Annotated in this window: 22 protein-coding genes; 14 read left to right on the top strand and 8 right to left on the bottom strand. The window is 69.0% G+C overall.

What is annotated here, in order from left to right:
- The 8 genes from J2850_RS19690 to J2850_RS19655 all read left to right on the top strand — a co-directional run.
- On the top strand, positions 1–438 hold a 438-nt coding region (locus J2850_RS19690), incomplete at its 5' end, for an autotransporter outer membrane beta-barrel domain-containing protein (RefSeq protein WP_209985033.1).
- Complete coding sequence (locus J2850_RS19685) at positions 435–968, top strand: invasion associated locus B family protein (protein WP_209985030.1); 534 nt, start codon at positions 435–437, stop codon at positions 966–968. The genes J2850_RS19690 and J2850_RS19685, both read left to right, overlap by 4 nt.
- 552 nt (positions 969–1,520) lie before the next feature.
- Positions 1,521–2,546, top strand: coding sequence for a TRAP transporter substrate-binding protein (locus J2850_RS19680; RefSeq protein ID WP_209985028.1), 1,026 nt, complete (start codon positions 1,521–1,523; stop codon positions 2,544–2,546).
- A 69-nt stretch (positions 2,547–2,615) separates the two neighbouring features.
- The gene (locus tag J2850_RS19675; protein ID WP_209985025.1) at positions 2,616–3,215 is read left to right on the top strand and encodes a TRAP transporter small permease; all 600 of its coding nucleotides are present in this window, start codon (positions 2,616–2,618) and stop codon (positions 3,213–3,215) included.
- A 12-nt stretch (positions 3,216–3,227) separates the two neighbouring features.
- Positions 3,228–4,508 (top strand): TRAP transporter large permease subunit, encoded by a 1,281-nt coding sequence (locus tag J2850_RS19670; RefSeq protein WP_209985023.1) that lies wholly within the window; start codon positions 3,228–3,230, stop codon positions 4,506–4,508.
- Between the two features lie 136 nt (positions 4,509–4,644).
- Positions 4,645–6,381: an IlvD/Edd family dehydratase gene (locus tag J2850_RS19665; RefSeq protein WP_209985020.1), complete on the top strand. Its 1,737-nt coding sequence runs from the start codon at positions 4,645–4,647 to the stop codon at positions 6,379–6,381.
- A 66-nt stretch (positions 6,382–6,447) separates the two neighbouring features.
- On the top strand, positions 6,448–7,365 hold the full coding sequence (locus tag J2850_RS19660) for a dihydrodipicolinate synthase family protein (protein ID WP_209985018.1): 918 nt from the start codon (positions 6,448–6,450) through the stop codon (positions 7,363–7,365).
- Between the two features lie 131 nt (positions 7,366–7,496).
- Positions 7,497–9,077, top strand: coding sequence for an aldehyde dehydrogenase (NADP(+)) (locus tag J2850_RS19655; RefSeq protein WP_209985016.1), 1,581 nt, complete (start codon positions 7,497–7,499; stop codon positions 9,075–9,077).
- 33 nt (positions 9,078–9,110) lie between these two features.
- Here the strand turns inward: J2850_RS19655 and J2850_RS19650 are convergent, their stop codons facing one another.
- The 5 genes from J2850_RS19650 to J2850_RS19630 all read right to left on the bottom strand — a co-directional run bounded on the left by J2850_RS19650 (position 9,111) and on the right by J2850_RS19630 (position 14,430).
- On the bottom strand, positions 9,111–9,518 hold the full coding sequence (locus J2850_RS19650; protein ID WP_209985014.1) for a DUF7079 family protein: 408 nt from the start codon (positions 9,516–9,518) through the stop codon (positions 9,111–9,113).
- Positions 9,519–9,597: 79 nt separating this feature from the next.
- The gene (locus J2850_RS19645; protein WP_370878945.1) at positions 9,598–10,002 is read right to left on the bottom strand and encodes a YkvA family protein; all 405 of its coding nucleotides are present in this window, start codon (positions 10,000–10,002) and stop codon (positions 9,598–9,600) included.
- A gap of 123 nt (positions 10,003–10,125) precedes the next feature.
- Complete coding sequence (locus J2850_RS19640) at positions 10,126–12,933, bottom strand: ATP-binding protein (protein ID WP_209985010.1); 2,808 nt, start codon at positions 12,931–12,933, stop codon at positions 10,126–10,128.
- A gap of 178 nt (positions 12,934–13,111) precedes the next feature.
- A complete protein-coding gene (locus tag J2850_RS19635; protein ID WP_209985008.1) occupies positions 13,112–14,014 on the bottom strand; it encodes an oxidoreductase in 903 nt (300 codons plus the stop codon).
- A 59-nt stretch (positions 14,015–14,073) separates the two neighbouring features.
- The gene (locus tag J2850_RS19630) at positions 14,074–14,430 is read right to left on the bottom strand and encodes a hypothetical protein (RefSeq protein WP_209985004.1); all 357 of its coding nucleotides are present in this window, start codon (positions 14,428–14,430) and stop codon (positions 14,074–14,076) included.
- A gap of 249 nt (positions 14,431–14,679) precedes the next feature.
- On the opposite strand from J2850_RS19630, the gene J2850_RS19625 reads away from it, so the two are divergent.
- The 3 genes from J2850_RS19625 to J2850_RS19615 are packed head-to-tail and all read left to right on the top strand — an operon-like array spanning position 14,680 to position 17,281.
- Positions 14,680–15,684: an ABC transporter substrate-binding protein gene (locus J2850_RS19625; RefSeq protein ID WP_209985001.1), complete on the top strand. Its 1,005-nt coding sequence runs from the start codon at positions 14,680–14,682 to the stop codon at positions 15,682–15,684.
- A gap of 2 nt (positions 15,685–15,686) precedes the next feature.
- Complete coding sequence (locus J2850_RS19620) at positions 15,687–16,487, top strand: ABC transporter ATP-binding protein (protein WP_209984998.1); 801 nt, start codon at positions 15,687–15,689, stop codon at positions 16,485–16,487.
- On the top strand, positions 16,484–17,281 hold the full coding sequence (locus J2850_RS19615) for an ABC transporter permease (protein WP_209984995.1): 798 nt from the start codon (positions 16,484–16,486) through the stop codon (positions 17,279–17,281). The genes J2850_RS19620 and J2850_RS19615 overlap by 4 nt, the downstream gene beginning before the upstream one ends.
- A gap of 8 nt (positions 17,282–17,289) precedes the next feature.
- Here the strand turns inward: J2850_RS19615 and J2850_RS19610 are convergent, their stop codons facing one another.
- The 3 genes from J2850_RS19610 to J2850_RS19600 all read right to left on the bottom strand — a co-directional run bounded on the left by J2850_RS19610 (position 17,290) and on the right by J2850_RS19600 (position 19,774).
- Complete coding sequence (locus J2850_RS19610) at positions 17,290–18,336, bottom strand: oxidoreductase (protein WP_209984992.1); 1,047 nt, start codon at positions 18,334–18,336, stop codon at positions 17,290–17,292.
- A 330-nt stretch (positions 18,337–18,666) separates the two neighbouring features.
- A complete protein-coding gene (locus J2850_RS19605; protein ID WP_209984990.1) occupies positions 18,667–19,026 on the bottom strand; it encodes a hypothetical protein in 360 nt (119 codons plus the stop codon).
- Positions 19,013–19,774 carry a hypothetical protein gene (locus J2850_RS19600; RefSeq protein ID WP_209984985.1) on the bottom strand — a complete coding sequence of 254 codons (762 nt, stop codon included), beginning with the start codon at positions 19,772–19,774 and terminating at the stop codon, positions 19,013–19,015. The genes J2850_RS19605 and J2850_RS19600 overlap by 14 nt, the downstream gene beginning before the upstream one ends.
- Before the next feature lie 642 nt (positions 19,775–20,416).
- On the opposite strand from J2850_RS19600, the gene J2850_RS19595 reads away from it, so the two are divergent.
- Genes J2850_RS19595 through J2850_RS19585 form a run of 3 tightly spaced genes read left to right on the top strand, consistent with a single transcriptional unit; the run spans position 20,417 to position 23,375 of the window.
- A complete protein-coding gene (locus tag J2850_RS19595; RefSeq protein ID WP_246513244.1) occupies positions 20,417–21,364 on the top strand; it encodes a carbohydrate ABC transporter permease in 948 nt (315 codons plus the stop codon).
- A gap of 1 nt (position 21,365) precedes the next feature.
- The gene (locus J2850_RS19590; RefSeq protein WP_211113977.1) at positions 21,366–22,247 is read left to right on the top strand and encodes a carbohydrate ABC transporter permease; all 882 of its coding nucleotides are present in this window, start codon (positions 21,366–21,368) and stop codon (positions 22,245–22,247) included.
- A 6-nt stretch (positions 22,248–22,253) separates the two neighbouring features.
- Entirely contained in the window at positions 22,254–23,375 is a 1,122-nt protein-coding gene (locus tag J2850_RS19585; RefSeq protein WP_209984979.1) for an ABC transporter ATP-binding protein, read from the top strand.
- Positions 23,376–23,783 lie beyond the last annotated feature (408 nt).

The raw sequence follows: 23,783 nt of genomic DNA, 5'->3' as shown, positions 1-23,783 counted from the left end.
CGGATGGCGCTGGCCGGCAGTGCCTGGATCGAGCCGCGGGCGGGCTTGCGGCTGGATCGCATCACCCGCGGCGGCTTCACCGAGGATGGCGGCGCGGCGGCGCTGTCGGTGGAGGCGTCGGCCTGGACCAGCGTGCGCAGCAGCATCGGGGTGGGGGCGGGAACGGCGGTGACGCTGGGGGGCTGGACGCTGCGGCCGAGCGCCTCGGCGGCGTGGGCGCACGACTTCGCCGACGTGACGGCGGACAGCACCAACCGCCTGTCCGGGGTTGCCTTCCGCGTGCAGTCGGCCACCCCCGGCCGCGACGCCGCACTGCTCGGCGCCGGGCTGGCGGTCGACCTGGACGAGCGGCTGAGCGCCGGCGTCACGGTGCAGGACGAGCTGCGTGCCCATGCCAACAGCGTCTCCGCAACCGCCGGCCTGCGCTGGAAGCTGTGAGGAGCCGTCCTTCATCCACGTGGGCGGGAGCGCTGGCGGCGCTCCCGCTCCTCATCGCCGCCGGCGCTCCCGCCCTGGCCGTCGAGCCGGGGAAGGGCTTCGGCGACTGGCAGAGCGAGTGCGAGACGCCGGCCGACGGCAAGCCCCGCTGCTTCGTGTCGCAGACGCGGGTGGTGCAGGACCAGCAGAGCGGCCAGCCCACCCGGCTGCTCAAGGTCTCGGTGGGCTATCTCGCTCCGGACGGCAAGCCGGTGATGGTGGCGATCCTGCCGCTGGGGATCGACCTGCGGGCCGGGGCGGCGCTGCGGATCGACGACGGGGCGCCGCTGGTGCTGGCTTTGCAACAATGCCTGCAGGAGGGCTGCATCGCCAACATGGCCCTCGACGACAAGGCGCTGAACGCCCTGCGCAAGTCCAAGGGCGCGCAGATCCTGCTGCGCCCCTACAACGGCCAGCAGACCGTCGCCATCCCAGTCTCCACCAAGGGGATCACCGACGGGCTGGCCGCGCTGAAGCCTGGAAGCCCCTGATTTGGAGTGTGATCGTTTCAAGCGGCATCGCTTGAAACGTGACTCACACGGAAGACCAAAAGCCTAAAGTCTGCCTGGTTCTTCAATAAGCACCAGGCAGACTCTAGCAGGCGGCTGCGTCCGCCGATTGGGGTTCCCCCGGGGAGGCGCCCGATGATCCGGCAGGCCCGGCAGTCCAGCCATAGCGGGCGCCACATGTTGGCGGATTCACCTCCCGGCCTCGCTTCGATCCCATCGTGACGACGAGCGCCGACGGGGATTTCGAGGCTTGATGGCCGACGATCATGGCGCTCCCGCGTCCTCTCCGAACGCCCCCGCACGTAGGCCGGCGCCCGTGCACAACCCACGTAATGCCAATTCTGATATCGGTTCTGCTGAAAACCATATTGGACACATATTGGTTCAGCCTGTAGCTCAATCGTTTGTTCGCCGCGCAAACATGCGGACAAACGGCCGGCCTCTCTCTGCCCGGTCGCTTCCACGACGTCGGTCCTGCCGATGATCCCCATAAGTCCGCCCCCGCGTCTATCGGGCGGACGCAAGAGGAGGCGCATGATGACAAGCTTTCTGAAAACCTGCTGCTCGGCACTGGTCCTGGCCGCCTCCCTCAGCGGCATCGGCACCGCCACGGCCGCCGACATCCAGAGCCGCACCATCAAGTTCGCCTTCGTCCAGACCATCGACAGCCACTGGGGCCTCGGGGCGCAGAAATTCGCGGAGATCGTCAAGGAGAAGAGCGGCGGCAAGCTGAAGATCAAGCCTTTCGCCAGCGGCGTGCTGGGTGGCGACATCCAGACCGTCTCGGCGCTCCAGGGCGGCACCGTCGAGATGTCGATGATGGCACCGTCGCTGCTGGCCGGGCTCGTCAAGGAATTCTCGATCTTCGAGCTGCCCTTCATCTTCCGCGACACCAGGGAAAGCGATGCGGTCCTCGATGGCCCGGTCGGCAAGACGCTGACCGGCATGCTGCCCGACAAGGGCTTGGTCGGCCTGTCCTATTGGGAACACGGCTTCCGCAACCTGACCAACAACCGCCACCCGATCGCCAAATTGGAGGACGTCGAAGGCCTGAAGATCCGCGTCCTGCAGTCGCCGCTCTACATCGACACCTTCAACGCGCTGGGTGCCAACGCGGTGCCGATGCCGCTGCCGGAGCTCTACACCGCGCTGGAGAGCGGGGCGGTCGACGGCCAGGAGAATCCGCTGGTCACCATCGAGTCCGCCAAGTTCAACGAGGTGCAGAAGTACCTGACGATCACCAACCACTCCTACAACCCATTGATCGTGCTGGCGGGTAAGAAGTTCTGGGACAAGCTGTCTCCCGACGAACGCCAGATCCTGACCGATGCCGCCGAGGAGGTGAAGCCCTACCAGCGCGCCGTCTCGCGCGAGATGACGGCCAAGGTCGCCGAATCCCTCAAGGCCAAGGGCATGGTGGTGACCGAACTGCCCGACGGCGAGAAGGCCCGCATCGCCGCAAAGCTGAAGCCGGTGACCGAGAAGCTCGCCGCCTCCATCAATCCCGAGCTGGTGCAGCAGATGCAGGACCAGCTCGACCATATGCGCGCCGGCCAATAACCGCCCCCGACCGGCGGCGCCCGGCAGCTCCGGGCGCCACCGGACGTCGAAGCCAGAGGAAGAGACGGCATGACGAAACTGGTCGAGGCCTATTTCAAACTTCTGAAACTGCTGATGGCGCTGTGTCTGGCCGGCATGGTCGTACTGGTGTTCGGCAACGTCGTCCTGCGCTACGGCTTCAACAGCGGCATCACCGCCTCGGAGGAGGTCTCACGCCTGCTGTTCGTCTGGCTCTGCTTCATCGGGGCCGTCGTCGGCCTGCGCGAGCGCGCCCATCTCGGCGTCGACACGCTGGTGGCGCGGCTGCCGCGGGCGGGCCGGATCGCCTGCGCGGTGCTCAGCTACGGCATGATGCTCTACATCACCGGGCTGATCCTGCAGGGGAGCTGGGCACAGACCGTCATCAACCTTGAGGTCTGGTCGCCGGCCACCGGCATGTCGATGGCGCTGGTCTACGGCGTCGGCGTGGTGTTCGGCGTCTCGACCGGCGCCATCCTGCTGCACGAGCTCTACCGCGTGCTGACCGGCAAGGCCACCGATGCCGACCTGCTGATGGTGGCGGAGAGCGAGGATCTGCCGGAGGACGCCGCGCACGACCTCCACACCGGCGGCCACCGCACGCATCGCGACGCGTCGCCGCTCGCCGCCCGCACCGCCTCCAGCCGCTGAGAAGGTCCGGTCATGACCATCACCATCTTCCTCGGCTCCCTGTTGGGAGCCATGGCCGTCGGCATGCCGATCGCCTATGCCCTGCTGCTGTGCGGCGTGGCGCTGATGATCCATCTCGACCTGTTCGACGCCCAGATCGTGGCGCAGAACCTGATCAACGGCGCCGACAGCTTCCCGCTGATGGCCGTTCCCTTCTTCATGCTGGCCGGCGAGATCATGAACACCGGCGGTCTGGCGAGGCGGATCGTCGCCCTCGCCATGGCGCTGGTCGGCCACATCAGGGGCGGTCTCGGCTTCGTCGCCATCCTCGCCGCCGCGGTGATGGCCAGCCTGTCCGGCTCGGCCGTCGCCGATGCCGCGGCACTCGCCACCCTGCTGGTGCCGATGATGGTGGCCGCCGGCCACGACCGCTCGCGCTCGGCCGGCCTGATCTCCGCCAGCGCCATCGTGGCGCCGATCATCCCGCCCTCCATCGGCTTCGTCATCTACGGCGTCGCCGGCAACGTCTCGATCACCAAGCTGTTCCTCGCCGGCATCGTGCCCGGCATCCTGCTGTGCATCGGCCTGTGCGGCGCCTGGTGGTACGTCTCGCGCAAGGAGAACGTGACGCCGCCGCCGCGCCGCTCGCCGCGCGAGGTGCTGGCGATCCTGCGCGATGGCGTCTGGGCGCTGATGCTGCCGGTGATCATCATCGTCGGGCTGAAGATGGGCGTCTTCACGCCGACCGAGGCAGCGGTGGTGGCCGCGGTCTACTCGCTGTTCGTCGCCGTCTGCGTCTATCGCGAGATGACCGTCGCCGACATCTACCCGGCGCTGGTCGGGGCGGCGAAGACCACCAGCGTCGTCATGTTCCTGGTGGCGGCGGCGCTGGTGTCGTCCTGGCTGATCACCGTGGCCGACCTGCCGGGCATGGTGACGGAATTGCTGGAACCGCTGATGGACAGCCCGACGCTGCTGCTGCTGGCGATGATGGCGCTGGTGGTGGCGGTCGGCACGGCGATGGACATGACGCCGACCATCCTCATCCTGACGCCGATCCTGGTGCCGGTGTGCCGGGAGGCCGGCATCGATCCCGTCTATTTCGGCGTGCTGTTCATCGTCAACAACGCCATCGGCCTGATCACCCCGCCGGTCGGCACCGTGCTCAACGTCGTCTGCGGCGTCTCGAAGGTCAGCATGGAGGAGGTGGTGCGCGGCGTCTGGCCCTTCATGGTCGTGCAGCTCGTGGTCCTGCTCCTGCTCACCCTGTTCCCCTCCCTGGTCATGGTTCCCGCCGCCTGGTTCGGCCACTGACCGGCCCGCCCCGGCCCGCCTTGCCTATCCACGATATCCGAATGCATATCGAAACGGGCAAAACGAGCATTAGACAGTTATATCGACCATGCCCTAGGTTCCCCCCCATATCCCCGAGATACGAAGAAGCTCAGCCATGTCAGACAGCAGCTCCGGCAAGAAACTGCGCAGCCAGGCTTGGTTCGGCCGCCAGGACAAGATGGGGTTCTATTACCGCTCCTTCCTGAAGAACGGCGGTACGCCCCAGGACCAGTTCGAAGGCAAGCCGGTCATCGGCATCTGCAACACCTGGTCCGAACTTACGCCCTGCAACGCCCACTTCCGCGACATCGCCCAGCATGTCCGCTACGGGGTGCTGGAGGCCGGCGGCTACCCGCTGGAGTTCCCGGTCTCCTCGTTGGGCGAGGTGACCATGCGCCCGACTGCGATGCTCTACCGCAATCTTGCCGCCATGGACGTCGAGGAGGCGGTGCGCGCCCATCCGCTGGACGGCGTCGTGCTGCTGATGGGCTGCGACAAGACCACGCCGGCGCTGCTGATGGGCGCCGCCTCGGCCGACCTGCCGACCATCGGCGTCTCGGGCGGGCCGCAGCTCAACGGCCACTATCACGGCCGGACCATCGGTTCCGGCACCAACATCATCTCGATGAGCGAACAGCTCCGCGCCGGCGAGATCACGCTGGAGGAGTTCCACGAGGCCGAGAGCGCGATGAACCGCAGCTCCGGCCACTGCATGACCATGGGCACCGCCTCGACCATGGCGTCGATGGTCGAGGCGCTCGGCATCGGGCTTCCCGGCAATGCCGCCATCCCGGCCTCCGACGCCCGCCGCAACGAGCTGGCGCGCATGGCCGGCCGCCGCATCGTCCAGATGGTGCGCGATGACCTGACCATGTCGAGGATCCTGGTGCGCGAAGCGTTCGAGAACGCCATCCGCACGCTGGCGGCGATCGGCGGCTCGACCAACGCCGTGGTGCATCTGCTGGCCATCGCCGGCCGCGTCGGCGTGCCGCTGACGCTCGACGATTTCGACCGGCTGGGCCGCGAGGTCCATTGCCTGGTCGACCTGATGCCGTCCGGCCGCTTCCTGATGGAGGATTTCTATTATGCCGGCGGGCTGCCCGCCGTCCTGCGCAGCCTGGGCGAGCAGGGGCTGCTGAACCGCGACGCCCCGACCGTCAACGGCAGGACCATGTGGGAGAATGTGCGGAACGCCCCCTGCTGGAACGCCGACGTCATCACGCCCTTCCAGGCGCCGTTCAAGCCCGACGCCGGCATCGCCATCCTGCGCGGCAACCTCTGCCCCGACGGCGCGGTGATCAAGCCCTCGGCCGCCTCGCCGGAGCTGATGCGGCACACCGGCCGCGCCGTGGTGTTCGAGACGGTCGAGGAGATGCGGGCCGCCGTGAACGACGAGGCTCTGGACATCGACGCGTCCTGCATCATGGTGCTGAAGAACTGTGGGCCGAAGGGCTATCCCGGCATGGCCGAGGTCGGCAACATGCCGCTGCCGGCCAAGCTGCTGCGCCAGGGGGTGCGCGACATGGTGCGCATCTCCGACGCGCGGATGTCCGGCACCGCCTACGGTACCGTCGTGCTGCATGTGGCGCCGGAGGCCACGGTCGGCGGTCCGCTGGCCCTGGTGCGCAACGGCGACACCATCACGCTTGACGTCGACAAGCGCCTCCTCCACCTGCATGTCAGCGACGAGGAACTGGCGGAGCGCCGGGCATCCTGGGTGCCGCCGACGCCGCACGCCGAGCGCGGCTATGTGAAGATGTACCTGGACCATGTGCTGCAGGCCGACCGCGGCGCCGACCTCGACTTCCTGGTCGGATGCAGCGGGGCACCGGTGCCGCGGGACAACCATTGACCTGATGGCAATTGATCTGACGGCCATTGACATGACGGCCGCTGAAGCCGCAAAGGGAGGAAACCGATGACACGTCCCTATCGCGGGGTGTTCCCCGTCGTCCCCACCATCTTCACCGAGACGGGCGACCTCGACCTCGCCGGCCAGAAGCGCTGCGTCGACTTCATGATCGACGCCGGCTCCAACGGCCTGTGCATCCTCGCCAACTTCTCCGAGCAGTTCGTCCTAAGCGACGACGAGCGCACGGTGCTGATGGAGACCATCCTCGGCCACGTCGCCGGCCGCGTGCCGGTCATCGTCACCACCACCCATTTCAGCACCCGTGCCTGCGCCGAGCGCAGCCGGCGCGCCCAGGAGCTCGGCGCCGCCATGGTGATGGTGATGCCGCCCTACCATGGCGCAACCATCCGCGTGCCCGAGGCCGGCATCGTCGAGTTCTTCCGCCGGGTGTCCGACGCCATTGACATCCCGATCATGATCCAGGACGCCCCGGTCAGCGGCACCTCGCTGTCGGCCGAGCTGCTCGCCCGCATGGCCCGCGAGATCGCCCAGGTCTCCTACTTCAAGATCGAGGTGCCGCAGGCCGCCGGGAAGCTGCGCACCCTGATCGAACTCGGCGGCGACGCCATCGAAGGACCCTGGGACGGCGAGGAGGCGATCACCCTGCTGGCCGACCTGGATGCCGGCGCCACCGGCGCCATGACCGGTGGCGGCTATCCCGACGGCATCCGCCAGATCGTCGATCCCTATCTCGCCGGTGACCGCGAGGCCGCGGTGGCGGCCTACGGCCGCTGGCTGCCGCTGATCAACCACGAGAACCGGCAATGCGGCATCGCCACCGCCAAGGTGCTGATGAAGGAGGGTGGCATCATCGCCTGCGATGCCGTCCGCCACCCGCTGAGCCCGGTCCACCGCGCCACCCGCGCCGGCCTGCTCGACGCCGCCCGCCGCCTGGACCCGCTGGTCCTGCGCTGGGCGCGGTAACGCGCCGTCGCCACGATGCCCCCTCCCCATCCCTCCCCCGCTTTGCAGGAAAGGGGTTCTCTCCCTCCCCCGCCCAGCGGGGGAGGGCCGGGGTGGGGGCAATATACCTCTCGCCCCGAAGGAGCCTCCCCATGCCCATCACCGGCGACATGCTGATCGGCGCCGCCAGCCACCATGGCCGTGACGGCGACATCCGCGCCATCGACCCCGCCACCGGCGAAGCCCTCGATCCCGTCTTCGGCGGCGGCGGCCCGGCCGAGGTGGAGCGCGCCTGCGCCCTGGCCGAGGCCGCCTTCGACGCATTCCGCGAAACCGGCCTGGAGCAGCGGGCGGCCTTCCTGGAGACCGTCGCCCAGAACATCCTCGACATCGGCGACGAGCTGATCACCCGCGCCATGGCCGAAAGCGGCCTGCCGCGACCGCGCCTGGAGGGCGAACGCGCCCGCACCGTCGGGCAGCTCCGCCTGTTCGCCCAGGTCGTGCGCGAGGGAAGCTGGCTCGACGCCCGCATCGACCCCGCCCTGCCCCAGCGCGCGCCGCTGCCCCGGTCCGACCTGCGCCAGCGCCACATCCCGCTCGGCCCGGTCGCCGTCTTCGGCGCCTCCAACTTCCCGCTCGCCTTCTCGGTGGCCGGCGGCGACACCGCCTCGGCCTTCGCCGCCGGCTGCCCGGTGGTGGTCAAGAGCCATTCCGCCCATCCCGGCACCTCCGAGCTGGTCGGCCGCGCCATCCAGGCGGCGGTGGCGTCCTGCGGCCTGCCCGAGGGCGTCTTCTCGCTGCTGTTCGGCACCGGCAACCCGATCGGCACCGCCCTGGTCGCCGATCCGCGCATCAAGGCGGTCGGCTTCACCGGCTCGCGCCGCGGCGGGCTGGCGCTGATGGAGGTGGCGGCCAAGCGGCCGGAGCCGATCCCGGTCTATGCCGAGATGAGCAGCATCAATCCGGTCTTCCTGATGCCGGCGGCGCTGGCGGCCCGCGCCGAGGCGCTGGGCAAGGCGTTCGTCGCCTCGCTGACCATGGGGGCCGGGCAGTTCTGCACCAACCCCGGCATCCTGCTGGGCGTCGACGGCCCCGACCTCGACCGCTTCGTCGCGACGGCGGTCGAGGCGCTGGGCGGCAGCGCGGCGCTGACCATGCTGACGCCGGGCATCCATGCCGCCTACGACAGCGGCGTCGCCGCGCTGGCCGGCAGCACGGCGGTGGCGACGCTGGCGCGCGGGCTTGCCTGCAGCGGCCCCAACCAGGCCCAGGCCGCCCTCTTCGCCACGACGGCGGAGCAGTTCCTGGCCGATGCCGCGCTGCAGGAGGAGGTGTTCGGCGCCGCCTCGCTGCTGATCCGCTGCCCCGACGTCGCCACGATGCGCAAGGTGGCGGAGCGGCTGGAGGGCCAGCTCACCGCGACGCTGCAGATGGACGCCGCCGATGCCGCCGCGGTGGCCGGCCTGGTGCCGGTGCTGGAGCGCAAGGCCGGCCGCCTCCTGGCCAATGGCTGGCCGACCGGCGTCGAGGTGTGCCATGCCATGGTGCATGGCGGCCCCTTCCCGGCGACCTCCGACAGCCGCACCACCTCGGTCGGCACGCTGGCGATCCGCCGTTTCCTCCGCCCGGTCTGCTACCAGGACCTGCCGGCCGAGCTGCTGCCGGAAGCCCTGCGCGACGGCAATCCGCTCGGCATCTGGCGACGCGTCGATGGCGCACTCGGCCGGGAGTAGGGCACCCGGCCAGCCGGCCGCAGCGCATGCCGCTCAGCGCTGCGGCGGCCCGGCACCGCGGCGGAGGGCGATGACCCCCTGCCGCGTCGCCTCCCACTCCTCCCGGGGAAAGGCGACCGGCAGCGTCCGGCTGATTGCGGCCAGAAGCCTGGAACCCCAGCCGTTCCTGCGATTGCGGATCGCCTGCTCCAGCCAGACGGGATCGAAGCCGCTCCACTCCCCGGCCGGGCTGAGCAGGTTCGGGAAGCAGACGGGGTGAACCTCGTCACGCAGGATGGCGTCCATCTCCGTTGGGCTGTATGGCGAGGCCGCGAGCGCGGCAATCCGCCATTCGCGCGAGGACGCGACGTCCGCATCCAGGTACATCATCGACAAGGCTTCCCAGACCGCCCGGCGCTCTTCCAGGTGCGGGTGGGCACGGCCCTCGGCTTCCCCGCTCATCCGGCCCCCCGGCCGCTGCAGGTGGCGGTTTCAGCAGGCAGGGACCGGCAGGCTCCGGCGACGCCCCCGATGCGCCCGGTCATTGCGGTAAAACCTCCTTGGCGAACCACCATGACAGCCCGGCCGCCGCGGCCAGCCACACCGCCAGGATGAAAGCCGCTCCGGCATAGCTGGCCGGCCGCCTGCCCTCGCGCCCCTCGGCGGCCGCGCGGTGCTCGGTCATCACGTCGGGCGGGATCAGGCGGATGGCCAGCAGGATGCCGAGCGGCACGATGATGAGATCGTCGAGGTAGCCCAGCACCGGCACGAAATCCGGAATGAGGTCGATCGGGGACAGCGCGTAGGCCACCACGCACAAGGCGACGAGCCGGGCGGGCCACGGCGTGCGCGGATCCCCGGCGGCCAGCGAAATGGCGATCACGTCGCGCTTGAGGGTGCGCGCCCACCGCTTCGCCCTCGTCAGCAGGCTTGAGCTCTCGTCCATCTTCACCCCTGGCGCGCCGCCGGCTCGCCGGACGTTCATCCGGGAGCGGCAGAGGCCGCCAAGTGTCGGCATCCCGGCCGATCCGCCTGCCGGCCCGCCCTTACCGGCCCACCGTTCGGCAGCCTACCACCGACCGCCCCGCAGGTCAGCCAGCAGCGCCGCCGCGTCTCGCAGGTCGGGCGTGTCATGCCCTTCGCTGAAGCCGTCGAAGACAGGCGAGAGCACCGCCAGCGCCGCGTCGACGCGCCCCGCTCCGCGGTGGCGGCGCGCCAGGCTGGTCGCCGTGCGCAGGCGCCAGGATGCCGCGCCCTGGGCACCGGCCAGCTCCAGCGACCGCGCCAGCAGGGCCTCGATGGTCGCGGCCGGGCCGTCCTCCCTTGCGATGTCCTCCGCCTGCAACCGCAGCAGCTCGGCCGTCGCCCAGTTGGTCGCGCCCGTGGCCATGCCGGCCAGGATGTCGCGTGGAACCAACCGTGGGGCGACGGTCGCCAGCATCCTCAGCCGCTTGCCCTTCTGCAGCTCGGCAAAGCGCGCCGACCGGCGGAGGACGGCGATCCGCGGATCGGGGCAATCCCGCGCCTCCAGCGCCATCTGGAAGCACAGCCCGTAGCTGTGCCACACGACCAGCGACGCCTCGCCGGTCTTGTCGACCAGCATGTCGGCGTACTTCGCGACCAGATCATGGTCGCCACACCAGGAGAAGACCGGACAGGCGCCCAGCGACAGGGCGAAGCACAAGGACAAGGCGTGGCCGGAGGCGAGCGCCTGCTCCACGGCCTCCTGCGCCGCCTCCCGCGCACGGTCGGGATAGCCCTTGATCCAGGAGATGCGGGCGACGTGGGTTTGGGCGACGATCCTCTGCTCGAACTGGTAGCCGCGCAGGCTCGACCCCCGTGTCGGCGCCGGCCCGCTCAGGCAAAGGTCGGCGAAGGCCAACGCCTGATCGAACTCGCCGAGCGTCAGCAGGCTCAGCGCCATCATGCGCTGATGCATCGACTCGGCGTTGGGATCCGCCGGCAGGCCCAGCAGCGTTCCGAACCGCTCGGCGGCGTCGAGCGCCTCGCGATCCTCCTCCAGCGCCTGATGGTAGAGCCAGAGGCCCCAGAGGGCGCGGCGCTGGTATCCGGTCTCTCCATGCAGGTGCGCCAGCTCCAGCCCGCGCCCGAGGATCTCCTTGACCGCCGGCGTCGGCCCCTGCGAGTTCCACAGCGCCGGCCCCAGATGGGCGGTCAGCGCCATTTCTGATCGCAGGTCGGGCTGCGGCGCCTGCCGTACCGCCGCCAGCGTCTTCTCGGCCCGCCGGCCGAACTCGTCGGTCAAGGAAAGCTGGAACCACATCGGCGCCGACGCGATGGTCAGTTCGACGGCGATCCCCGGATCGCCGGCCGGCGACAGCGACCATTCCAGGGCGCCGCGCACATCATCGACCCGCCCGTCGTAAATGGTGCGCCAGGCGGCGGTGTTGGTCGACTGCGACTCCTCCAGCATCCGGCACAGGCAGAGCGCGAGGTTGCGGCGGACGATGTCGCCGTCGCCGCTCTCCTCCAGCCGCTCGGCGGCATATTGGCGGGTGGTCTCCAGCAGCCTGAACTGGACGGTCCTGTTCCGGTGCTCGACGGAAACCAGCGACTTCTTGGCCAGTTCCGCGATCCCGTCGACCACGTCCTCCTCGCCGACGGCGCCATAGGCGGCGACGCCGGCCGCCAGCACGCCCGAGAAGGCGCCGCGGATGGTGGAAAGCCGGTCCAGCACCGTCCGCTCGCGCTCGTCCAGCAGGCGGTAGCTCCACTCCAGCGTCGCCCGCAGGGTGTGGTGGCGCTGGAGCGCGGTCCGCCGCCCGCCGCGCAGGACGTCGAACACGCGGTCCAGGCTCGCCACCAGCCCGTGGATGCCCAGCATCGGCACGCGTGCGGCCGCCAGTTCGAGGGCGAGCGGCACGCCGTCGAGATAGCGGCAGAGTTCCGCCACCGCCGGGGCGTCGGCATCCGACAGCTCGAACGAGCCGTCGCCGGAGGTCACCCGCTCGACGAACAGCTCCACCGCGGAATAGTCCATCGCCTGCTCGGCGGTCGGCGCCCGCTCGTCACCCGGCGGAACCAGCAGGGGCGGCAAACGGAAGACCCATTCACCCTGGGCGCGCAGGATCTCGCGGCTGGTCGCCAACAGGCGGATGCCGGGCGCCGTCATCAGGATGCCTTCGGCGAGCGGAACGACGTCCTCGATCAGGTGCTCGCAATTGTCGAGCACCAGCAGCGCCTTCAGCCCGCGGATCGCCGCGAGGAACCCGTCGGCTTCCGTCCTGCCGGCGCCGGACAGCCGCATGGCCTGTGCGATCGTCGGGCGCAGCAGCGACGGTTCGGACAGGGTGCTGAGATCGACGAAGTGGACACCGTCGGGGTGGCTGTCCGCCAGCAGCCGCGCCGTCTCGATGGCGACGCTGGTCTTTCCGATGCCGCCGACGCCGGTGATGGTGACGAACCCCTTCTCCGTCACCTTCTGCACGATGTCGGCGATCGTCTTCTCGCGGCCGACCAGCCGGTCGAGGTTTCTCGGCAGGACCGCGACGGTGGCCGCCTCGGCATCCGGCGCCGCGGGGCCGCCGCGCCCGGCGCCGGAAACGGTGCGGAGCGGCCCGGCGAAGCGGTACCCCTGGGCCGGGATGTTCTCGATGAAATCGGCGCCGGCGTCGTTCTTGCCCAGCGTCTTGCGCAACGCGCCGATATGGACGCGGATGTTCGCCTCCTCCACGAACATGCCCGGCCAAACCCTGGCCATGATGTCGCGGTTGCTGACGATGTCTCCGCTCTGCTCCAGCAGGACCTTCAGGATGGCAAGGGCGCGGCTGCCCAGCTTTACGGCCCTGCCGTCCTTCGCCAGCCCCCCTTCCGGGGAATAGCTGAACGGCCCGAACGCAACCTCGTCCCGCCCCATTCCGAGCACCTGCCCATGACCTCTCGCGACGTCCCCGCCGGCTGCGGGCCGAGCCGCCTCGTCCGCCGTCTCCGCCTTTGCGCAGGGCACCGTCAGAATACGGGCGTATAGCAAAAGGTCAATCCGCCAACCAGGAAGCCGCAGGGGCATCGCCAGCCGGGCAGTCCCCGGGATGGGCTCAGCGCGGCGCCAGCGTGGCGGCTTCCGCCGCCAGCGGACCGTCCTCGACCCCGATCGCGTCCGCCCATCGGCGGCGGACCAGGTCCACGGCGCAGTCGCGCGGGAAGTCGCCGGACACGATGATGGCCGATGGGAAGGCGGCACGGAGGCGGCCGCCGAAGCCGGGTTGCTCGTATGGCAGATGGCCGAGCGCCGCCCCGTCGGCGTCGGTGCGGACGAGATGGATGAATGCGATCTCCTGCCCGGCGAGCATGCCGAGCACCGCCTCGAACAATGCCGGCGGGTCGGTGTCCGACATGCCGCGATAGGTGCCGAACGGCGACAGGCGCACGCCGACGCGCTCCGCCCCCCACTCGGCGACCAGGAGGTCCGCGAGTTCGGCAAGCAGGTTCAGCCGGTTCTGGACCGGCCCGCCATAACGGTCCCGGCGGCAGTTGGCGCCGTCCTGCAGGAACCGGTCCGGCAGCGCCCCGTCGGCGGCGTCGAGTTCCACCGCGTCGAATCCCAGCCGCCGGGCGTGCCGGGCGGCGCGGCGGTAATCCTCAAGCACCAGATCGATGCCGGCATCGTCCAAGAGGCCCGCGTCCTGTCCCGCATGCCACAGCCGGGCGACGATCCTCGCACTCTTGGCATGGGCCATGGCGACCGCCTCGCCCAGCACCCCGGCTGCCGCGGGGGCGTCGAACCCGTCCGTGAAGGGAGGAAGGGCGCCGCGGGACGAGACCGGCACCGGCGGCGTGAAGACCAGCCCGCCCGGCGCCGCCCGGCGCACGCAATCGCAGGCACCGGCGTCGGCCGGGCCGGACGAGGCGGCACGCCGGTAATCGACGATCCCCGGCATCACGACCCGATGGGCGAGATCGAGAGCCCCGATATTGACGGGGTGAAACAGCTTTTCCATTCCGGCACCCTGCAGACGATCGGCACGGGCACGGCGGCCCGGCCGGCACGGCGGCATCCCTATTCGGCCGCCACGGCCGGAACCGCAAGATGCGCGGAATCGAGAAGGTCGATGATGCGGTGCGCCATGTCGCTGACGCGGCCGTTCTCGGCCGCAAGCAACGCCTGCATCCGCGCCGCTTCGGTACAGCCGCTGCCGTTGATCCTCATCCAGCGCCGCCGCGCCTCGGCCGCCATCTTGGCCGCGGTCACCGCATTGACCAGGCCCCTGACGCAGAGTTCGACCTGCCTCTCGACCTCGTCCGGCACCTGGCCCGACGGCATGGCCGGCCGTTGCATGGCCGGCGACGGCTCCGGCCGCGGCTGGTGCAGCAGCGCGGACGGCCGGACCTCGCGATAGGTGGAAAGCGCAGCCATGGCACCTGCTCCTGTTTGCGTTTTGCTGGAGGAACTGTGGCAGGCCGGCGGGCGGCGGACGAGTAAATCGTTGTAAAGGGCTTTACGCCGGCAGGCCGCCCGACGCCCTCTCCCGGCCCGGCGCCAGCCTGAGCGGTGCCGAAGAACCTTGGCAAGGCCGGCGGCGGACCGCAATATGCGTCGCTGTCGCAGATCGCGGCGGTGCCGGCAGGCGCGACAGCGTCTCCGGCGTCACCAGCAGGGGCATTCATGACGTTGAATCGACGGGAAATCCTGAAAGGCGCCTCGGCGGGGTTGCTGCTGGCGTCGGTCGGCCCGCTCGGTGCGCGCGCGGCGGACGCGTTGACAATCGTCATGCCGTCGCAGCTTCTTCTGGCCTTTGCCGACATTCTCTTTACACAGGCCGCCGGCCACTTCGAACGGCAGGGACTGGAGGTCCGCGTCGAGGAAGGGCGCGGGTCGGCGATGGCCTTGCAGCAGGTGATGGCCGGCAATGCCCTGGTCGGCCGCATCGGCGCCGTCGACCACATCCGTGCCAGCGCGAAGCAGGCTGGCGATCTGGTCGCCATCGGCACGGTGCAGCAGAGCTCCCCCTGGTTCGTCGTCAGTTCGCCGGACCGCCCGGTGCGGACGCCGCAGGACATGCCGGGCAGGACCATCGGCATCCAGTCGGTCGGCGGCACGACGGAAATCCTGCTCGACATGATGCTTCTCGCCAACGGCGTCGACCGGGCGGCCGTGCAGCGGGTGGTCGTGGGCAACTCCCCCGCCGGCGTCGACCTGATCGACCAGAAGCGGATCGACGCCTACTTCGTGACGCCCAGCATCGCGGTCGCGCTGCGGCTGTCGGGGCGGCCGGTCGATGTCTGGAACACCGACGATGTCCTGCCCACCCCCGGCTTCTGCTACTCCGTCCGCCGCGAGGTGCTCGACCGGCAGGGCGAGACCCTGCACCGCTTCATCGCCGCGGTCCGCGCCGCCGTCTCCGGCCTCGTCGACGGCACGGTCTCCGAGGCGGACGCCCTGGACGCGCTGAGCCGCTTCGACATCGCCGAGGCCAGGGACCGTGACCGCGCGATGGCGATCTACCGGGAGAACCTCCGGTTCCTGCTGGCCGAAGGCCGGGAGAACCTGCTGCGCAATGTGCCGTCGCGCTGGCGGAGCGCCTACGACGTCATGGTTTCCGGCAACTACGTGCCGGGCGGCCTCGACCCGTCCGCCTTCTACACCAACCGGTTCGTCGACGTGCGCTGACGATGGCGGAGCCTCCCGACGTCCTGATCCGGCTCGACGGCGTCGGGAAGGACTACGGCGGCGGCGTCAGCGCGCTGCTGCCGACCAGCTTGGCTGTCGGCGGTGGGGAGTTCCTCGTCCTCCTCGGCCCGTCCGGCTGCGGCAAGACCACGCTGCTGCGCATGATTGCCGGCCTGCTGCCGCCGAGTTCGGGCGGCATCCTCATCTCCGGCGAGCCCCTGTGGAGCAGCGGCGGGCGCTGCCGCAAGGCCCTGCTCTGCCGTCTGGGGCTGGTCCTGCAGGACGCGAACCTGTTTCCCTGGCTCACCGCCGAGGAGAATGTGCTGCTGCCGCTGGAATTGCGGGGCGGATCGGAGCGGGGCCGGCGGACGGCACGCGCGCAGGCGATGCTGGCGCTGGCCGGTGCCGGGGACCTCGGCTCCCGCCTGCCCCACGAGCTTTCAGGCGGCCAGCGCCAGCGCGTCGCCATCGCCCGTGCGCTGTCCTGCGATCCCGACATCCTGCTGATGGACGAGCCCTTCGCTGCACTCGACGCGATCTCGCGCGAGGCGCTCGACCTCGAACTGCAGAAGCTCTGGCTGGAGACGGGCAAGACCATCATCCTGGTCACCCATTCCATCGCCGAGGCGGCGTTCCTCGCCGACCGCGTGGTTCTGTTCGCGCCGCGTCCGGGCCGCATCGCCGAGTTGGTCGAGCTGCGCTTTCCCCGTCCGCGCGAGCCCGAGCTGATGTTCACCCCGGAATTCCAGCAGGTCGTGCGCCACCTGCACGAACGCATGTCCGCCCTGATGGGGCAGGCATGACTCGGCAGGCCTCCGGACGGCCGGGACAGGACCGGGCGTGGCGCCGCCGGCTGCTGTCGCCCTGGCTCACCACGCCCTGCCTGCTGGCGCTCGCCCTGCTCGCCTGGAACGGCTTCGTGACGCACTGGCGGGTTTCGGGCTTCATCCTGCCCGCCCCCGGGCCGGTGCTGGCGGAGTGGGGCGCACTTCTGCTCTCACCCGGTGCCTGGCTGCACACCGGCCTGACCGTCCTCGGCACGCTGGCCGGCTTCCTCCTGGCCGCCGGCTTCGGCATCGCGGCCGGGATCCTGCTGTCGCTGTCGCCGACGCTGGAAAGGCTGTCCTCGCCCTTCATCGTCGCCTTCCAGGTGTTTCCGAAGGTCGCGCTGATTCCGCTGTTCGTGGTGTGGCTCGGCTTCGGCCTCGGACCGAAGGTGCTCACGGCGGCCATCCTGCCCTTCTACCCGGTCATGATGAACACGCTGCTCGGCATCCGCTCGGTCCCGGAGGGGCTGCGCGACATCATGGCCTCGTTCGGTGCCGGCCGGCTGCCACTGCTCCGGCGGCTGGAACTTCCCTACGCCCTGCCCTTCGTCTTCGCGGGGCTTGAGGTCGGCATCGTCCTGTCGCTGGTCGGGACCGTCGTGGCGGAGTTCGTCTCGGGCAGTTCCGGGCTCGGCTACCTGCTGGTCAGCCGCATCAATTCCTTCGAGACGGCGCAGATGTTCGCGATCGTCCTTCATCTCTGCCTGGTCGGCCTGGTGCTGCATGGCGCCGTGAGGCTCCTGCGCCGCCGCATCCCCGGCCGGAGTTGAGGCACCCGCTACCCCGCCGCTCCCGCCGCCTTGCGGACAGCCTCCAGCACCGTCAGCACGTCGCGGGCGGACTCCGCCGTCACCGGCGGGGCGCCGCCGTCCAGGATGGCGGCGGCGATCCCGCGGTAATAGGCGGGATAGTCGCCCGCCAGCGTCTCCACCCTCTGCTCGCTGCCGTCGGCGGCGACCAGCAGCGCATGGTTCGCCGGATCGTCGCCACCCCAGCCGGCGCCACCCCAGCCGGCGCCACCCAAACCGGCACCGCCGGGCCGCTGCCCGGCGCGCAGCGCAGCCTCCTGTCCGTCGATGCCGTATTTGAGGAAGCTGCCGCCGTCGCCGTGAAGCTGGAAACGCGGCCCCGGCCGGCAGACCACGGTGCCGCAATGCAGGATCGCCCTCATCGGCCCGTAGCCGAGCACGATGTGGAACCAGTCGTCGACCAGCGTGTCCGGCCGCTGGCTCGCCACGTCGGCCAGGATGCGGTCGGGCTTGCCGAACAGGACCAGCGCCTGGTCGATCAGGTGGGCGCCCAGGTCGAACAGCACCCCCGACCCCGCCAGCGACCGTTCCCGCCAGCCCGGCTTGATCCGCGGCCGGAACCGGTCGTAATGCGCCTCGTAGTGGTAGGGCCGGCCGACCGCCCCGCTCTCCAGGCAGGCGCGCAGCGTCAGGAAATCGTTGTCCCAGCGCCGGTTGTGGAAGACGCTGAGCAGCAGTCCCTGGCGCGCCGCGAGGTCGACCAGTTCGTCCGCCTCCGCCGCCGTGGTGGCCATCGGCTTGTCGATGACGACATGCTTGCCCGCCTGCAGCGCCGCGCGGGCCAGCGGCGCGTGGCTGGTGTTGGGGGTGGCCACCACCACGAGGTCGATCGCCGGATCGGCGATGATCGCTTCGGCGGTCGTCGCCACGGCCCCCGGAACCGCGCTGCGGATCTCGTCGGCCCGCGAGCTGCCGACCGCCGCGAGGCGCAAGCGGGGCTCCGCCAGGATCAGCGGCGCGTGGAACACCGATCCGGCATGACCGAACCCCAGCAACCCGACCGACAGCGTCCTCATCGTCCGCCTCCCTTCCATTCCACCCCCGCGCCGACCATAGCCGGCTTCGGCTTGACCGGACCCGGCTTGACTGTAACAGCGACGGGCACGCGCTGCCGCAATCCATTCAGGATCGTGCCCCCGTCGTGGGGCAGGAGCAGGGAAGGCGCTCCTGGTTGCCGGCGTGCCTGGCCAAGCTTGTCTGGCCGGACTTGTCAGGCTGTCATGGCGGGCAGGTTGGCGAGGGGACCACCTCAGCGCTTCCCGCAACCCCTATCCGCATCGGTTTCCCGCATGAAAAAGGGCCGCTCCTTGGGGCGGCCCTTTCCCATACAGTCAGCCGAGGGCCGTCTATGGGTACAAGTTGAACACGTCGTCGGCATAGCCAATGGCCAATTCGGCTTGTGTGTCATCATAGGGGTCGTTGAAGAAGTAATCGGCCTGCCGGCGCAGTCGCCACAGGCTTCTGTACTTCGCCCTGGCCTTCGTCGCGTGTGGCTTCGCAGACGGGATGTCGAGCTGATCAAGCCTTCTCATGATGTCCGCATGACTCGCCTCATCCCGCTTCGAAGGATCGAGGCTAAAGTAGTCGCACATCAGGTGATAGAGCGCGTAATAGGCTGCATGCGTTGCCGCTCTGTAAGCTGCTTCTCCTGCTCCCTGACGCGCAACAATCTCCTTGGCCTCCGCCAACAGCTCACGTGGCAGCACTTGTCATCGGCTCATATTGAATTGCGAGGAAGCCCACAAGGCTAGGATCTTTGCTTTCGATGATCTCTTCCGCCTTACGCTCCAGCGACACGAGCTGCTTGGCATCCCGATACAACGCAGGAGACACCTGTATCTTCATCACATAGACAGGCAAATCACCTTCTGTCTGGACATCGATTTTGGTGAGCTTGGCATAGCCAAAGGCTTGGCTTAGCGCCTCGCTGTAAAGCTTCGTTGCCTTCTCTATCTTCCCGCGGTCTTTCGGCATGCGGCTAGCACGCTCTTCCATCTTACGCAGCCGCGCACGAACGGATCGACGCTCGTTGATGTAGGCCTCCTTGTAGGCCTCTATGTCCTCCTTGACGACTTTCAAGAAGTGCGCCAAATCCGGAGAAACCTGGCGCGCCTGTTTGGAAAGAGGCCCAAGCTCCTTTAGAAGGGAATCAATTTCCGCAGCATCTTCACGCTCGACGGCATTCAGCCGCTCACCAAGCGACCGAATGTCGAGATGCAGTCCATCCGCGCTCGCTTTTTCCAGAACATTCAGCTTCGCCGAAACCGACGACCTGATCCGATTGAGCATCATTGCGCCTTCGGCATTGGCCTGGCGCAGGACAGCTTCAAATTCCGCCAGTTTGGCAGACATTTTGCGCGCGTCAGTCTGAGCCAGTGCCTTGGCAACAGGGCCGAACAGTTGCCCGGCCCCGCTACCCTGGAACTCGTCGATTGCCAACGCTGCGTATGCCATGACCATACACTGCTCATTACCTCTGCGTGAGTCAACGGGCGCAAACGCAACATGCGCTATGCATGTTCCCGGGCATTCATGGGAAGCCCCCCGGCAAGCACATTCCGCATCCATCCGGCACGGCAACAGGACCGAAAGCACCGGAACCAAATCTCTGCCGTGATGAAGATTGCAGGGTTCTCCGCCCAGAAGCCCGCCCGGCTCCTGGCCCGCCCTGTCCTCCTCCCGGATTTGTGGACCCGCGCCACCGCGGTCAGGGCGTCGACACACGGATGCTGCCGGGTTACGAACAGGCCGACATGACGGCCCTTGATCGCGACGTCCGTGGAGCCGAGTGGATCGAGGTCAGGATGGCGGGAGCAATCCGATATTCAGCGCTCTCTCATTGATGCGCGTGATCGCTCATGGCGCTCGCGAGCGGTCTGACCGATATGCGGTTTTGGCCTATGGCCTTGACATGAAAGCGCTATCCGGAATGGCGTGTTTGTAACAGCGACGTAACAACGCCGTGCCCGCGAAAGCGCCGCGTTACCAAATTGTCCGCCCTCCACACCATCGGCGGCGTACAGTGACCGCCAAGCAAACGACTGCAACCGGCGATCCGACGGCACGCCGTTGCGGGAGGGAACCGAGGATCGCACCATGACCCTGCAGAACCCAACATACCGGCCGCCGGCCGGGACGGCCGACGCCGCCCCGCCGCGTCCGGCCGGGCTGCGCGCCCTGGCGCAGCGGCATCTGTCCAAGCTGGTGGTCGCCCCGTCCTTCGCGGCGATCCTGCTGTTCGTCTACGGCTTCATCGCCTGGACGGTCTACATCAGCTTCACCAACTCCAAGATGCTGCCGTCCTACGAGCTGGTAGGGCCGGACGCCTTCTCCAAGCTGTGGCGGATCAGCCGCTGGTACGTCGCCATCGAGAACCTGCTGATCTTCGGCGGGCTGTTCATCGGCATCAGCCTCGCCATCGGCATCCTGCTGGCGGTCCTGCTCGACCAGCGCATCCGCGGCGAGGGCGTGCTGCGCACCATCTACCTCTACCCGATGGCCCTCAGCTTCATCGTCACCGGCACCGCCTGGAAATGGATCCTGAACCCGACCATCGGCATCCAGGAGTTCGTCCGCTCGCTCGGCTTCCCGGCCTTCACCTTCGACTGGATCGTCCAGCAGGACACCGCCGTCTACACGCTGGTGATTGCCGCGGTGTGGCAGAGTTCCGGCTTCGTCATGGCGCTGTTCCTGGCGGCGCTGCGCGGCGTCGACCAAGAGATCATCAAGGCGGCCTATCTCGATGGCGCGAGCCTGCCCCGCATCTACTGGGGCATCGTCCTGCCCTCGATCCGGCCGGTCTTCATGAGCGCCTTCGTCATCCTCGCCCACCTCGCGGTCAAGAGCTACGACCTGGTGGTGGCGCTGACCGGCGGCGGCCCCGGCTATGCGTCCGACCTGCCGGCGACCTTCATGTACGAGATGACCTTCCGCCGCAACCAGATCGCCATCGGCTCGGCCAGCGCGCTGATGATGCTGGCGACCGTGGTGGCGATCATCGTCCCCTACCTCTATTCCGAACTGAAGGGAGGCAAGCGTGTCTAGCCTGACCTCCGCCCTGCCCCCGGCGCAGGGCACCGGCGCGCGGCTGGCGCGCTGGGGCCTCTACCTGATCCTGGCGCTGTTCGCGGCCTACTACCTGCTGCCGCTGCTGCTGATGATCGCCACCTCCTTCAAGAGCCCGGAGGAGATCCGCACCGGATCGCTGCTGTCGCTGCCGCGCGAGCTCAGCCTCGACGCCTGGAGCTATGCCTGGAACCGTGCCTGCATCGGCGCCGATTGCCGTGGCATGGCGCCCTATTTCCTCAACTCGGTCGCCATCGTGGTGCCCTCGGTCGTGCTCTCCACGCTGTTCGGCGCCCTGAATGGCTACGCGCTGACCAAGTGGCGCTTCCGCGGCGCCAACATCGTCTTCGCCATGATCCTGTTCGGCAGTTTCCTGCCCTCCCAGGTGATCCTGCTGCCGATGGCGCGGACGCTGGGCGTGCTGGGACTGGCGGGCAGCACCGGCGGCCTCGTCCTCGTCCATGTCGTCTACGGCCTTGCCTTCACCACCCTGTTCTTCCGCAACTACTATGTCAGCATCCCGGACGATCTGGTGAAGGCCGCCACCATCGACGGCGCCGGCTTCTTCCAGATCTTCACCAAGATCATGCTGCCGCTGTCGCTTCCGATCCTGGTGGTGACGATCATCTGGCAGTTCACCCAGATCTGGAACGACTTCCTCTTCGGCGCCTCCTTCGCGGCGGGCGGGGCCCAGCCGGTGACGGTCGCGCTGAACAACCTGGTCAACACCACCACCGGCGTGAAGCAATACAACGTCGATATGGCGGCGGCGATGATCGCCGGCCTGCCCACCCTCGTCGTCTATGTGCTCGCCGGCAAATACTTCATCCGCGGCCTGACCGCCGGCTCGGTCAAGGGGTGACATCCGATGGCGACTCTCAGCATCAACAACGTCCGCAAGCAGTACGGCGCCGTCGAAGTCCTGAAGGGCATCGACCTCACCCTCGCCGACGGCGAGTTCCTGGTCCTGCTGGGACCGTCGGGCTGCGGCAAGTCCACCCTGCTCAACATGATCGCCGGGCTTGAGACGATCAGCGCCGGCGAGATCCGCATCGACCAGCGGGTCGTCAACGGCGTCCATCCCAAGGACCGCGACATCGCCATGGTGTTCCAGTCCTACGCGCTCTACCCCAACATGACGGTGGCGCGGAACATCGGCTTCTCGCTGGAGATGCGCGGCCAGTCCAAGGCCGAGCGCGACACCGCCGTCCGCCGCGTCGCCAAGCTCCTGCAGATCGAGCACCTGCTCGACCGCAAGCCGGCGCAGCTCTCCGGCGGCCAGCGCCAGCGCGTCGCCATGGGACGCGCGCTGGTCCGCGACCCCAAGATCTTCCTGTTCGACGAGCCGCTGTCCAACCTCGATGCCAAGCTGCGCGTCGACATGCGCACCGAAATCAAGAAGCTGCACCAGCGGCTCGGCACCACCGTGGTCTACGTCACCCACGACCAGATCGAGGCGATGACCCTGGCCAGCCGCATCGCCATCATGAAGGAGGGCGTCGTCCAGCAGTTCGCCCCGCCGCAGGAGGTCTACGAGCGGCCGGCCAACATGTATGTCGCCGGCTTCATCGGCTCCCCCACCATGAACTTCGTGCGCGGCACCCTGTCGGCCGAGGGCGACCGGCTCGGCGTCAGCGTCGGCCGCGACCGCGGCCTGTTCCTGCCGCTGCCCGAGACGCCGGACCAGGCGCCGGACCAGGCCGGCCACTGGCTGGGGCAGGAGGTGATCCTCGGCATCCGTCCGGAGGCGGTCACCTGCCACGACCCGGCCGCCGCCGCCGGCAACCCGGCGCTCGCGCGGGTGTCCTGCCGCGTCGACGTGCTGGAGCCGACCGGGGCCGACACCATCACCTACATCCAGTTGAACGGCCAGGAGGTGGTGGCCCGCATCAAGCCGAGCGACCGCGTGACCGAAGGCGCTACCGCCGACTTCATGATCGACATGGCGCGCGCGAACCTGTTCGACCCGAAGACCGAACAGCGGATCTGAGGGGCCGCCGGGAATCCCGTCCGGGCCCACCGCGCCTCGCGGCACGCGGCACCGCCGCAGCCCGCCCGCCCAGCCTCGTCCAGCCTCGTCCAAGCGGGCGAGGCTGCCGGCCCTTCGGGCCGCCGGGTTCCCTCGCCCTGCCCCGAATTGTCCGCCATGCCCCTTGCGGCACGGACGCCCCACCTCGAATTCCATCGGCGGTTGGGCATCTACGCCGAGCGTTCGGGCGAAACGTCTCCGTCCGCGTCCTTTTCAACCCTGCCCCGACAGGCGATCTTTGCTCGGCCATCGTGATTTCCATCGCAGTTGATGGTTATCGAGCGGATTCAGCCCAGCCGCGGGGCGCGGCGACGCGCCGCACCGGGCTTCCGGCGACGCGCCTGATGCGCCCCACCCGGCGGGACATGG

The organism is Azospirillum picis, from assembly GCF_017876115.1.
GTDB classification, from domain to species: domain Bacteria; phylum Pseudomonadota; class Alphaproteobacteria; order Azospirillales; family Azospirillaceae; genus Azospirillum; species Azospirillum picis.
This window is presented reverse-complemented; position numbering and strand designations above follow the sequence as displayed.

Bases quoted from the DNA above. Each gene is read 5' to 3' on its own strand.
- J2850_RS19680 (WP_209985028.1), top strand. From the start codon at position 1,521: ATGATGACAAGCTTTCTGAAAACCTGCTGCTCGGCACTGGTCCTGGCC.
- J2850_RS19675 (WP_209985025.1), top strand. From the start codon at position 2,616: ATGACGAAACTGGTCGAGGCCTATTTCAAACTTCTGAAACTGCTGATG.
- J2850_RS19670 (WP_209985023.1), top strand. From the start codon at position 3,228: ATGACCATCACCATCTTCCTCGGCTCCCTGTTGGGAGCCATGGCCGTC.
- J2850_RS19665 (WP_209985020.1), top strand. From the start codon at position 4,645: ATGTCAGACAGCAGCTCCGGCAAGAAACTGCGCAGCCAGGCTTGGTTC.
- J2850_RS19660 (WP_209985018.1), top strand. From the start codon at position 6,448: ATGACACGTCCCTATCGCGGGGTGTTCCCCGTCGTCCCCACCATCTTC.
- J2850_RS19655 (WP_209985016.1), top strand. From the start codon at position 7,497: ATGCCCATCACCGGCGACATGCTGATCGGCGCCGCCAGCCACCATGGC.
- J2850_RS19650 (WP_209985014.1), bottom strand. From the start codon at position 9,518: ATGAGCGGGGAAGCCGAGGGCCGTGCCCACCCGCACCTGGAAGAGCGC.
- J2850_RS19645 (WP_370878945.1), bottom strand. From the start codon at position 10,002: ATGGACGAGAGCTCAAGCCTGCTGACGAGGGCGAAGCGGTGGGCGCGC.
- J2850_RS19640 (WP_209985010.1), bottom strand. From the start codon at position 12,933: ATGGGGCGGGACGAGGTTGCGTTCGGGCCGTTCAGCTATTCCCCGGAA.
- J2850_RS19635 (WP_209985008.1), bottom strand. From the start codon at position 14,014: ATGGAAAAGCTGTTTCACCCCGTCAATATCGGGGCTCTCGATCTCGCC.
- J2850_RS19630 (WP_209985004.1), bottom strand. From the start codon at position 14,430: ATGGCTGCGCTTTCCACCTATCGCGAGGTCCGGCCGTCCGCGCTGCTG.
- J2850_RS19625 (WP_209985001.1), top strand. From the start codon at position 14,680: ATGACGTTGAATCGACGGGAAATCCTGAAAGGCGCCTCGGCGGGGTTG.
- J2850_RS19620 (WP_209984998.1), top strand. From the start codon at position 15,687: ATGGCGGAGCCTCCCGACGTCCTGATCCGGCTCGACGGCGTCGGGAAG.
- J2850_RS19615 (WP_209984995.1), top strand. From the start codon at position 16,484: ATGACTCGGCAGGCCTCCGGACGGCCGGGACAGGACCGGGCGTGGCGC.
- J2850_RS19610 (WP_209984992.1), bottom strand. From the start codon at position 18,336: ATGAGGACGCTGTCGGTCGGGTTGCTGGGGTTCGGTCATGCCGGATCG.
- J2850_RS19600 (WP_209984985.1), bottom strand. From the start codon at position 19,774: ATGGCATACGCAGCGTTGGCAATCGACGAGTTCCAGGGTAGCGGGGCC.
- J2850_RS19595 (WP_246513244.1), top strand. From the start codon at position 20,417: ATGACCCTGCAGAACCCAACATACCGGCCGCCGGCCGGGACGGCCGAC.
- J2850_RS19585 (WP_209984979.1), top strand. From the start codon at position 22,254: ATGGCGACTCTCAGCATCAACAACGTCCGCAAGCAGTACGGCGCCGTC.